The organism is Micromonospora sicca, from assembly GCF_003172935.1.
GTDB lineage: Bacteria > Actinomycetota > Actinomycetes > Mycobacteriales > Micromonosporaceae > Micromonospora > Micromonospora sicca.
Window position 1 is genome coordinate 1 of the sequence record NZ_QGKS01000295.1, and the last position, 9,366, is coordinate 9,366.

Below are 9,366 nucleotides of genomic sequence, written 5' to 3' on the forward strand. Positions count from 1 at the left end.
GCTCGAAACACGGGGTTCTCCTTGGGGTGGGTACGGGACGACGGATGCTGACGATCGGCGGGCGCGGCGGGAAAGGGGATGGTGCGATCAGCCGCGGCGCCACTTCTGGTTGGCGGTGCCGGCGCAGTCCCACAGCTGCAGGCGGGCGCCGTCGGAGTTGTTCCAGTCCTTGATGTCGACGCACTTGTTGGCCTGCGGGTTGACCAGGTCGCCGGCGGCGGAGAGGACGAACTGCTGGGCCGGGTTTCCGCTGCAGGTGGCGATCTGGATGGTGGCGCCGTTGGCGGTGGAGCCCCAGGCCACGTCCATGCACATGTTGTTCTGGCTGCGCAGCGTTCCGCCGGTGAAGGTCCAGGCCTGCGCGGCGGTGCCGTTGCAGGTCCACGTCTGCAGCGGAACGCCGTCGGAGAAGTTGGAGTACGGCACGTCGATGCACCGGTTGTTCCAATTGCTGATCAACCGGTCACCGCCGCCGCTGGTGGTCAGCGACAGGCCGTAGGCGGCGAGGATCTCGTTGACCGGCTGGAACCAGGTGGCGCCGCCGGTGGAGCAGTTGCCGGAGCCGCCGGAGGTGACGCCCTGGGCCTGGTTGCCGGAGATCCAGGAACCACCCGAGTCGCCGCCCTCCGCGCACGCGTTGCTGCGACTGAGGCCGTACACCGCGCCCTGCGCGTAGTTGACCGTCTCGTTGCGGCCGAGGATGGTCCCGCAGCGCCATCCGGTGGTGCGGCCGGAGCGGCAGACCGAGCTGCCGATTGCCGCGTCCTGGGAGCCGGCCACCGCCACGTTGCCGCCCGAGTAGTTGTTGACCCAGGGCCGCGGCGTCCAGTCGCCGTTGGTGCGGACCCAGGCGTAGTCGTCGCCGGGGAACGACGAGCCGACGAACGTGCCCTGCGCGACGTTGTTGAAGCCGAGGGTCGGGCTGCCGGGCCGGCCACAGTGGCCGGCGGTGACGAAGCCGCCGGCGACGGCGAAGCCGACCGAGCAGAGGGTGTTGCCGTTGATGACGTACTGGTCACCGCCGCGGATGTCGTACTTCAGGCGGGGCGCGTCGGCGGACTCGGCGACGGTCACCGCACTCGCGGCCAGCCCGCTGGCATGGGCGAAGGAGCGCGCCTCCGCGGTGGCGCCGGGCCGGGCCGTCACCACGACCGCGTTGCGTGCCACATCGACGTACCAGCCGTAGACGCTGCGCGGGTCCGCCTTCGCCCGGCTGCGGTCCAGGGACCGCTTGGCCGCGTCGAGGGCGCGCTCGTCGCGGGCCACGACCTTTGGATCAGCGCCCTCGGCCCGGACGGCCGGGGCGAGCGCCGGATCGGTGACGGCCACGGTCAGGCGTCGACCGCCGGGCGGGATCCACGCCCCGGCGAAGGCTCCACCGAGCCGGGCGCGGAGGCGCTTCTCGACGGTCGGGGCGGCGGCCTCGACCCGCAGGCGGGTGCCGAGCTGCGCGTCGGTCAGGCCGAGGTCGCGGCGCATCGCCTCGGCCACCGCCGGGGCGATGCCGGCCGCCGCCGCCTCGGCGGCCGGCGGAGCGGCGGGGCGACCGGCGTCGGCCCGGGCCGCCGGCGGGGAGAGGCTCACCAGCGCCAGGGCCGCGGTGGCGGCGCCGAGCGCGCGCAGGGTTCGAGACATGAACGTCCTCCGGGGGTACGAGGTGCGACCGAAAGGTGGACCGGGGCCCGAAAGCTGAGAGCGCTCTCCAACAGATGTTCATCGATGTGTACGGTATTTGTCAACACTGTTGCCAGTAGATTGCGGATTGCTCGCCGCAACGAACTGTCCAGAGTGGTCGGACGGTGACCGGGCGTCGCCTCGGGGGCCACGGGGCAGCCGCTACGAGGTCGCCTGCCCGACGGGTCGGCGGCGATCCCGGCACACTCAGGCGGGCGGATACCCAGCCCGACGGGAAGGTGAGCGACGCGCGAGGGCCCAGTCGGCGAGGGCGGGTTCGCTGGTGATGTGGTCGAGGCCGATGATCGCGGCGCCGCGCAGTGGCCCGTCGTCGCCGTGCGCGGCGTCGACGACGGGTGGGGGCTGGGCGCGGTGGAAGGCCATGAGGCCGTCGGTGTAGGCGCCTTCGAACGCGGCCGGCGCGGTGTGCCGGATGGCGGGACCGAGTCCGCCGAGGGTGACGAGGTGGGGGTCGTGCATGTTGGTCAAGCCGGCGATGCCGGTGGCGAGGGCTTGCGCGACGGCGGTGACGGCCTGCCGCGCGCGGGCGTCGTCAGCGGCACGGTCGAGGATCTGGCGGGCGTAGGTGCGGGGATCGGCCGGGGCCGGTTCGCCGAGATGGCGGGCGAGGGCACGGCCGTCGACGTCGAGGTCCCAGCAGCCGCGGGCCCCACAGGGGCAGTGCCGGCGGCGGTCGCCGAGGGGCAGGTGTCCGTATTCGCCGGCGGCGCCGTGGGCTCCGGTGACCGGGGTCCCGTCGATGGTCAGGGTGCCGCCGATGCCGACCTCGACGATGAGGTGGAGGGCGGTGCCGGCGGTGGTGGCCGCGCCGGTGCGGGCTTCGGCGACGCCGGCGAGGGTGGCGTCGTTGCCGACCAGCAGCGGTAGCGATGGGTCGACGGTGATCGTACTGAGATCCACCGCTCCCCAACCGAGCGTTGCGGCCTGCACGAGGCGCCGGTCGTGGACGGTGCCGGCGACCGCGAGGGAGACGGCTCGGAGCCGGTCGCCGTATCGGCTACGGGCCTGGGCGACGGTCTGACGCACCGCCGCCAGCACGGTCGCGGGCCTGCGGCTGCGATGCGCCTGGCGGCGCACGTCGTGCGGTTGCCCGTCGACGGTCACGACGGCGTGCTGCCAGTCCTCCTGGCGCAGCTCGGCGGCGAGGACCACCGGGCCTTCGGGATGCGGCTGCAGCACGGTGGTGGGCCGGCCGCGCCCGCGAACGGGGGCCGCGGCCTCGGTGAGCAGCCGCAGCTCCCGCATCCGGGCCGTGATCTCGGTGGCGAACCCGCTGGTCAGGTGCAGCTCACGGGCCAGCTCCGCTCGGGTGATCCCGGGTCGGCGCGACATCACGGCCAGCACCTGTGACGCGGTGTGGTAACGGGCCGCGCCGGCGCGTTGTCGGGAAGGGCTTGCCATGGAAGGAGCACACCGCCTTATCCTCGTATGACGAGCATATTAGGGGAGGCTGTTGTGGGGCTGCTGGACATGGACGGCGCCGGGGCGGTTGTCGGGGACCTGTCGGCGGTGGATGCCGTGCTGCTGGACATGGACGGCACCCTGGTCGACTCCGACGCCGCGGTGGAGCGGGCGTGGCGGGTGTGGGCCGGCGAGTACGACGTCGACCCGGAGTCGGCCTTGGCGATCGCGCACGGCAGCCCGGCCGACCGTACCGTCCGCCGGTTGCTGCCCCACCTCGACGACGCGGCGGTGGCGGCGTCCGCGGCACGGCAGTTGGAGCTCCAGTACGACGACCTGTCCGACGTCACCGCCACGCGCGGCGCACTCGAACTGCTGGCGACGCTGGCCCGGTTCCGGCTGCCGTGGGCGGTGGTGACCAGCGCGGACACCCGCCTGGCCAAGGCGCGGCTGGCCGCCGCCGGCATCGACGCGCCCGTGCTGGTCACGGTCGACGACGTCAGCGTCGGCAAGCCGGACCCGCAGGGCTACCTGCGCGCTGCCCTGCTGCTGGACGTGCCCCCCGAGCGTTGCCTGGTCGTCGAGGACGCCGCGGTCGGAGTCCAGGCCGGGCGCGCGGCGGGCGCCCTGACGGCCGCCCTGAAGGGTGTCGACGCGGACCTGCGGGTCGCGGATCTGGCGCAGCTGGCGCACCTGGTGACCCGGTCGCGCCGGTGACGGTGGCGGCGCGACCCGCCGGCCAACTCGGTGTGCCTGCCCTCCTGCGGCGAGAGCCTGGGCGGCGACGGCGCACGCGTACGCCTCCCGTCCGGGCATCGATGTCGTACTGCTGGCCGTCGCCCGCAACCCCGTCCGACGTTTCCCCCGGTCGTCGGGTTTGAGATTCGGCTCGACGGGAGAAGTGCTGCTCGCGCGGGCAAGGCGGCCCGCGGGCTCTCAGGAGGTAACCATGTCACGGACACTGCGGGTGACTGCGCTGGCCGGGGTCCTCACCCTGGCGATCAGCGGTTGCGGGGGAGTCGGCGGCGGCGACAGCGGTGGCGGCGGATCGAAGGGTACGGGGGCGCTGACCACCATGGGCTTCGGCCTGTCGGACGAGATCGCCAAGACCCGGGTGGACGCGTTCAAACGGGACAACCCGAACGTCGATTTGAAGATCACCGAGGGTGCCTTCGACGAGCAGCAGTTCCTCTCGGCGGTCGCCTCGGGCAACCCGCCGGACCTGGTGTACATGGACCGCAAGCTGATCGGCACGTACGCCAAGCGCGGCTCGATCCAACCCTTGACCGACTGCGTCGACAAGCAGCAGATCGACCTCGGGCAGTACCGGCAGGCCGCCAAGGACCAGGTCACCCTGGACGGCATCGTCTACGGCATCCCCGAGTTCTCCCAGGTGCGCGTGGTCTACCTCAACGAGACACTGCTCAAGCAGGCCGGGCTGACCGCCGACGACGTGGACCTGTCGGACTGGGCGGCGCTGCCGGCGCTCAACGCCAAACTGGCCAAGGTCACCGGCGGCAAGCTCACCAGGATCGGCATCGACCCGAAGATCCCCGAGTTCCTGCCGATGTGGGTCAAGGCCAACGGCGCCGAGATGATCTCGGCCGACGGCGCGAAGGCCAACCTCAACGACCCGAAGGTGGTAGAGGCGCTGACCACCGGCCTGAAGCTGATCCAGGACCAGGGCGGCTGGGGCAAGTTCAAGTCGTTCCGGGACACCTTCGACTTCTTCGGCGCGCAGAACCCGCTGGCCAAGAACCAGATCGCCGCGTGGCCGATGGAGGAGTGGTTCCTCAACCAGGTTGCCAAGAACAGCCCCAAGGCCGAGCTCGTGGTCAAGCCCTTCGTCGACCGGCAGGGCAAGCCGTTGACCATGTCCGCCGGGCAGGCCTGGGTGATCACCAAGGGGGCGAAGAACCCGGACGCGGCCTGCCGCTTCGTCAAGCAGATGACCGCCACCGACACCTGGTTCGCCGCGGCGAAGGCCCGGGCCGAGGCCCGCAAGGCCGCCAACCTGCCCTTCACCGGCGTCTGGACCGGCAACGCCAACGCCGACAAGAAGATCTTCGACGAGCTGTACCAGCCGACCGGCAACAAGCGCTTCGACGACGCGGTGGCCACCATCCGGTCGGCGCAGGACGCCGCGTTCGCCATGCCCGCCTCGCCGGCCGGCGCCGAGTTCGACAAGGCCTGGACGGACGCGGTCAACCGGGTGCTCTCGGGGCAGGCCCAGCCGGCGCAGGCACTGGGCCGGGCCCAGCAGGAGGCGACCGCGGCGCTGGACAAGGCCGCGAAGTAGGCCGGCGATGGCCACCACCGTCAGCGCTCCCGCCCCGGGCCGGCGGCGTCGTACGCCGCTGGCCCGGCGGGAGGCCCGCTGGGCGTACCTGTTCCTGGCGCCGTGGATCGTCGGGTTCCTGGTCTTCCAGGCCGGCCCGATGATCGCCAGCGCCTGGCTCAGCTTCACCGAGTACGACGTGATCAACCCACCGGAGTACACCGGGCTGGACAACTACCGGGAGCTGATGGCCGACCCGCAGGTCGCCCGCAGCCTCGGCAACACCGTCTACTACACGACGCTGCACGTGCCGCTCGTGATGGCCATCTCGCTGGGGCTGGCGCTGCTGCTCAAGCGGGTCGGCCGGCTCCAGGGCTTCTTCCGGACCGTGTTCTACCTGCCGGTGATGACCCCGGCGGTGGCCGTCGGCATCCTGTTCCTGCTCCTGCTCAACACCCAGGACGGCCTGATCAACCGGGCGCTGGGGCTGGTGGGGATCGATGGGCCGAGCTGGACCACCGACCCGGACTGGGTGCTGCCCGGCATCGTGCTGATGAGCCTCTGGAGCCTCGGCTCCACCGTGATCATCTACCTGGCCGCGTTGCAGAACGTGCCGCGCGACCTGTACGAGGCCGCCGACCTCGACGGGGCCGGCGCCTGGGCCCGGTTCCGGCACGTGACCGTGCCGCTGATCTCCGGGTCGCTCTTCTTCACGTTGATCGTCAACACCATCGCGTCGCTGCAGATGTTCACCGAGGTCTACACCATGTACTTCGGCAACCGGCAGACCGCGGGGTCGTTCAACAGCGATGCGGCATCGTTCTACGTGATCCATTTGTTCCAGGAAGCGTTCCAGTTCCTGCACATGGGCTTCGCCTCGGCGATGGCCTGGCTGCTCTTCGTGATCATCCTGGTGATCACCGTGGTACAGGTGAGGCTCAGCAACCGGTTCGTGTACTACGAGGGGGAGGAACGATGAGCGAGTCGTACCACGGGGTGGCCAACAGCCGGCGGACCCGGCTGGGCGCCGACTGGCACCCCCACCAGTGCGAGGCCCGGGAATACCCGGTGACCGAGGGTCCGGTGGCCAACGCCCGGCGTTCCCGGGCCGAGGAGGACCCCGAGGGCGGGGCGGAGGCGTGAGCACCACGGTCTCGCCGGGCGCCGTCACCGCCGCACCCGAGATCGGGGCGGCGGCGCCGGCGGCCCGGCGGCTGCCCGCGGAGGACGGCCGGCGACCGCGCTGGCAGCGGGTGCTCTTCGTGGCGGCCCTGGTCGGCGCGGCGGTGATCTTCATGCTGCCGTTCGTCTGGCTGATCAGCGCCTCGCTGCGCCCCCGGGAGTACGTCTTCGCCCCGGGCTTCCTGCCCACCCCCTTCGCCCCGGACAACTACGCCGAGGCGTGGCGGGCGGTGCCCCTGGTCACCTGGCTGCTCAACAGCGTGGTGGTCGGGTCGGCCGCCGCCGGGGCGGTCACCATCTCCAGCGCCTGGGTGGCCTTCGGCTTCGCCTACTTCCGATTCCCCGGCCGCAACCTGCTCTTCGGCCTGGTGCTCGCCACCATGATGCTGCCGTTCGCGGTCACCATGATCCCGACGTACCTGATCTGGTCGAAGCTCGGGCTGACCGACACCCAGGTGCCGCTCTGGGCGGGCAACCTCTTCGGCTCGGCGTTCTACATCTTCCTGCTCCGTCAGTTCCTCCTCTCGCTGCCCCGGGAGTACTTCGAGGCGGCCCGGGTGGACGGGGCCAGCTATCCGCAGCTGTTCTGGAAGCTGGCCTTCCCGCTGATCCGGCCGGCCCTGCTGGTGGCGTTCGTCTTCGAGTTCAAGGCGAGCTGGACGGACCTGCTCAAGCCGCTGATCTACCTGCGCAACGAGCAGCTCTACACGCTGCCGCGCGGGCTGAAAGTGGTGCTCGACCGGTTCGGCTACGGCGGCGAGCAGCAGTGGGAGGTCGTCCTCGCCGGCAGCGTCATCGCCACCGTGCCGATGATCATCCTGTTCTTCCTCGCCCAGCGGCACTTCGTCGAGGGCATCGCCACCAGCGGCCGCAAGGGCTGACCGGTCCGGGCGATCAGGCTCAACAGCACCGCGCGTTGCGAATGGTCCGTCACAGCGGCCCGTACCGGGTGTGGGACGCGCCGGTGGCCAACGCCCAGTAGCGGTCGCCGTACGACCAGTGCCACCACTCGGTCGGGTAGTTCACCAGCCCCGCCCCGCCGAGCGCGTCCACCAGGATCCGTCGGTGCCGGCGCGCGGTCGCGCCGATGGTGGGGGCGCCGGTGAAGCAGGCGCCGGCGCTGTCCTCCGGGGTGGCGTCCACGGCGGTGCCCAGGTCCAGCTCCGCGCCGTCGTCGGTGCACAGGGTCAGGTCCACCGCCCCGCCCGTGCTGTGCGGCGCCACCTCGACCGGCGAGACGAACTTGCTGGTCTCCCGGTGCAGCCGCTCCGGCGACCAGTCCGGGTGCCGCCGGCGCAGCTCGTCCCGGTAGCCGGTGAAGATGCCCAGCTGGGCCTGGTACGGCCGGTATCCCTCGATGACCAGCAGGCGCACCCCGGCGGGCAGCGAACGCTGCGCGGTCAGCAGCCGGTCCACGACCCCGCGGCGCAGCCGGGCGTACGCCCCGGCGGGGTCGGCCGCCCGCCCGTCCAGCCGCAGCTCGGGCAGGTCGCGCAGGTCCACCAGCGGCTCGCCGTCGTCGGCGCTCGGCACCGCCGCCACCCGCGGATCGGAGAGCAGGATCATCGGGCGCTCCGGGCGGCGGTCGCGGCGCACTCCGCGTGCCGGGTACGGGCCAGCTCGACCAGGCGGTCCACCACCTCGCGGTAGCCGACGCCCACCGCCGCCCACACCTTCGGGTACATGGAGTGCGCGGTGAAACCGGGCATGGTGTTCAGCTCGTTGACGTACAACTCGCCGGTCGTCTCGTCGTAGAGGAAGTCCACCCGGGCCAGGCCCCAGCCCCCGATCGCGGCGAACGCGCGCAGGGACAGCTCGCGGACCCGCTCGGTCACCTCGTCGGGCAGCACGGCCGGGACCACCATCGGGTCGGCGTCGCCGAAGTACTTCTGCCGGTAGTCGAACCAACCCCCGGCGACCCGCACCTCGCCCACCGCCGACGCCTCCGGGCGCCAGCCGCCCAGCACGGCGCACTCCAGCTCCCGGCCGGCGACCCCCTGCTCGGCCACGACGAGCTGGTCGTGCCGGAGCGCCTCCTCCACCGCGGCGGCCAGGTCGTCGCCCTCGCCGACCCGGGAGATGCCGATCGAGGAGCCCATGCTGGCCGGCTTGACGAACAGCGGCCGGCGCAGCCCCACCACCAGCTTCGCCGGGTCGTCGGCCTGCCGGTAGGTGTGCGCGTCGAACGTGACGTGCGGGGTGATCGGGATGCCGTCGGCGAGCAGCGCCCGCTTCATCGCCACCTTGTTCATGCCGACGGCGGAGGCGAGGATCCCGCACCCGACGTACGGCACGTCCAGCGACTCCAGCAGCCCCTGCACCACCCCGTCCTCGCCGAACGGACCGTGCAGCACCGGGAAGACCACGTCCAGCTCGGCGTGCACCGCGCCGGGGGCGTTCCGGGTGGAAACCAGCACGGTCCCCGGGCGCGGGCCGGCCCGCAGCTCGACCGCCGGCCCGGTCACCGTCAGCCGGTCGTCGATGGCCCGGTCGGCGGCGGGCCGGTCCCGCAGCTCGGCCAGGACGGCATCCGGCACCAGCCGGAACCCGCCGCTGCGGGTGACGCCGATGGCGACCGTCCGGTACCCGCCGCCGGCCAGCGCCCGGGCCACGCCGAGCGCCGAGGCGCAGGAGACCTCGTGCTCCGCCGACGGGCCACCGAACAGAATCCCGATCCGGATCGACGCGCTCATGCCGCCACCCCTTCCACACTCGTGCCATTGGCAAGCCCGTCGCCCGCCAACCGGGCGACCAGCGCCGCCTCGACATTGCCGCCGGTCAGCACGACGCCGACCGTCCGGTACCACCGC

General features: G+C 72.2%; 9 protein-coding genes. 5 read left to right on the forward strand and 4 right to left on the reverse strand.

Going from position 1 to position 9,366, the window contains the following annotated elements:
* Positions 1-87 precede the first annotated feature (87 nt).
* Positions 88-1,635, reverse strand: a complete 1,548-nt coding sequence (locus DKT69_RS24795) for a ricin-type beta-trefoil lectin domain protein (RefSeq protein ID WP_109803910.1) — start codon at positions 1,633-1,635, stop codon at positions 88-90.
* A 246-nt stretch (positions 1,636-1,881) separates the two neighbouring features.
* Positions 1,882-3,096: an ROK family transcriptional regulator gene (locus DKT69_RS24800; RefSeq protein WP_109803911.1), complete on the reverse strand. Its 1,215-nt coding sequence runs from the start codon at positions 3,094-3,096 to the stop codon at positions 1,882-1,884.
* A 54-nt stretch (positions 3,097-3,150) separates the two neighbouring features.
* Here DKT69_RS24800 and DKT69_RS24805 point away from each other — a divergent pair, with 54 nt between their 5' ends.
* The 5 genes from DKT69_RS24805 to DKT69_RS24820 all read left to right on the forward strand — a co-directional run bounded on the left by DKT69_RS24805 (position 3,151) and on the right by DKT69_RS24820 (position 7,437).
* On the forward strand, positions 3,151-3,813 hold the full coding sequence (locus DKT69_RS24805) for an HAD-IA family hydrolase (protein WP_236648212.1): 663 nt from the start codon (positions 3,151-3,153) through the stop codon (positions 3,811-3,813).
* Between the two features lie 232 nt (positions 3,814-4,045).
* Entirely contained in the window at positions 4,046-5,395 is a 1,350-nt protein-coding gene (locus tag DKT69_RS40880; protein ID WP_109803912.1) for a type 2 periplasmic-binding domain-containing protein, read from the forward strand.
* 7 nt (positions 5,396-5,402) lie between these two features.
* The gene (locus DKT69_RS24815) at positions 5,403-6,353 is read left to right on the forward strand and encodes a carbohydrate ABC transporter permease (protein WP_109803913.1); all 951 of its coding nucleotides are present in this window, start codon (positions 5,403-5,405) and stop codon (positions 6,351-6,353) included.
* The gene (locus tag DKT69_RS39135; RefSeq protein ID WP_201749842.1) at positions 6,350-6,517 is read left to right on the forward strand and encodes a hypothetical protein; all 168 of its coding nucleotides are present in this window, start codon (positions 6,350-6,352) and stop codon (positions 6,515-6,517) included. Before DKT69_RS24815 ends, DKT69_RS39135 begins: the two co-directional genes overlap by 4 nt.
* Entirely contained in the window at positions 6,514-7,437 is a 924-nt protein-coding gene (locus DKT69_RS24820; RefSeq protein WP_236648213.1) for a carbohydrate ABC transporter permease, read from the forward strand. Before DKT69_RS39135 ends, DKT69_RS24820 begins: the two co-directional genes overlap by 4 nt.
* Positions 7,438-7,486: 49 nt before the next feature.
* On the opposite strand, the gene DKT69_RS24825 is transcribed toward DKT69_RS24820, so the two are convergent.
* Both DKT69_RS24825 and DKT69_RS24830 read right to left on the reverse strand, forming a co-directional pair.
* On the reverse strand, positions 7,487-8,122 hold the full coding sequence (locus tag DKT69_RS24825; RefSeq protein WP_109803917.1) for a M15 family metallopeptidase: 636 nt from the start codon (positions 8,120-8,122) through the stop codon (positions 7,487-7,489).
* Positions 8,119-9,249 carry a D-alanine--D-alanine ligase family protein gene (locus DKT69_RS24830; RefSeq protein WP_109803914.1) on the reverse strand — a complete coding sequence of 377 codons (1,131 nt, stop codon included), beginning with the start codon at positions 9,247-9,249 and terminating at the stop codon, positions 8,119-8,121. Before DKT69_RS24830 ends, DKT69_RS24825 begins: the two co-directional genes overlap by 4 nt.
* Positions 9,250-9,366: the final 117 nt, after the last annotated feature.

What these genes read in the sequence shown, in the direction of transcription:
- DKT69_RS39135 (WP_201749842.1), top strand. Translation starts at nt 6,350, where the DNA reads ATGAGCGAGTCGTACCACGGGGTGGCCAACAGCCGGCGGACCCGGCTG.
- DKT69_RS24795 (WP_109803910.1), bottom strand. Translation starts at nt 1,635, where the DNA reads ATGTCTCGAACCCTGCGCGCGCTCGGCGCCGCCACCGCGGCCCTGGCG.
- DKT69_RS24815 (WP_109803913.1), top strand. Translation starts at nt 5,403, where the DNA reads ATGGCCACCACCGTCAGCGCTCCCGCCCCGGGCCGGCGGCGTCGTACG.
- DKT69_RS24830 (WP_109803914.1), bottom strand. Translation starts at nt 9,249, where the DNA reads ATGAGCGCGTCGATCCGGATCGGGATTCTGTTCGGTGGCCCGTCGGCG.
- DKT69_RS40880 (WP_109803912.1), top strand. Translation starts at nt 4,046, where the DNA reads ATGTCACGGACACTGCGGGTGACTGCGCTGGCCGGGGTCCTCACCCTG.
- DKT69_RS24825 (WP_109803917.1), bottom strand. Translation starts at nt 8,122, where the DNA reads ATGATCCTGCTCTCCGATCCGCGGGTGGCGGCGGTGCCGAGCGCCGAC.
- DKT69_RS24800 (WP_109803911.1), bottom strand. Translation starts at nt 3,096, where the DNA reads ATGGCAAGCCCTTCCCGACAACGCGCCGGCGCGGCCCGTTACCACACC.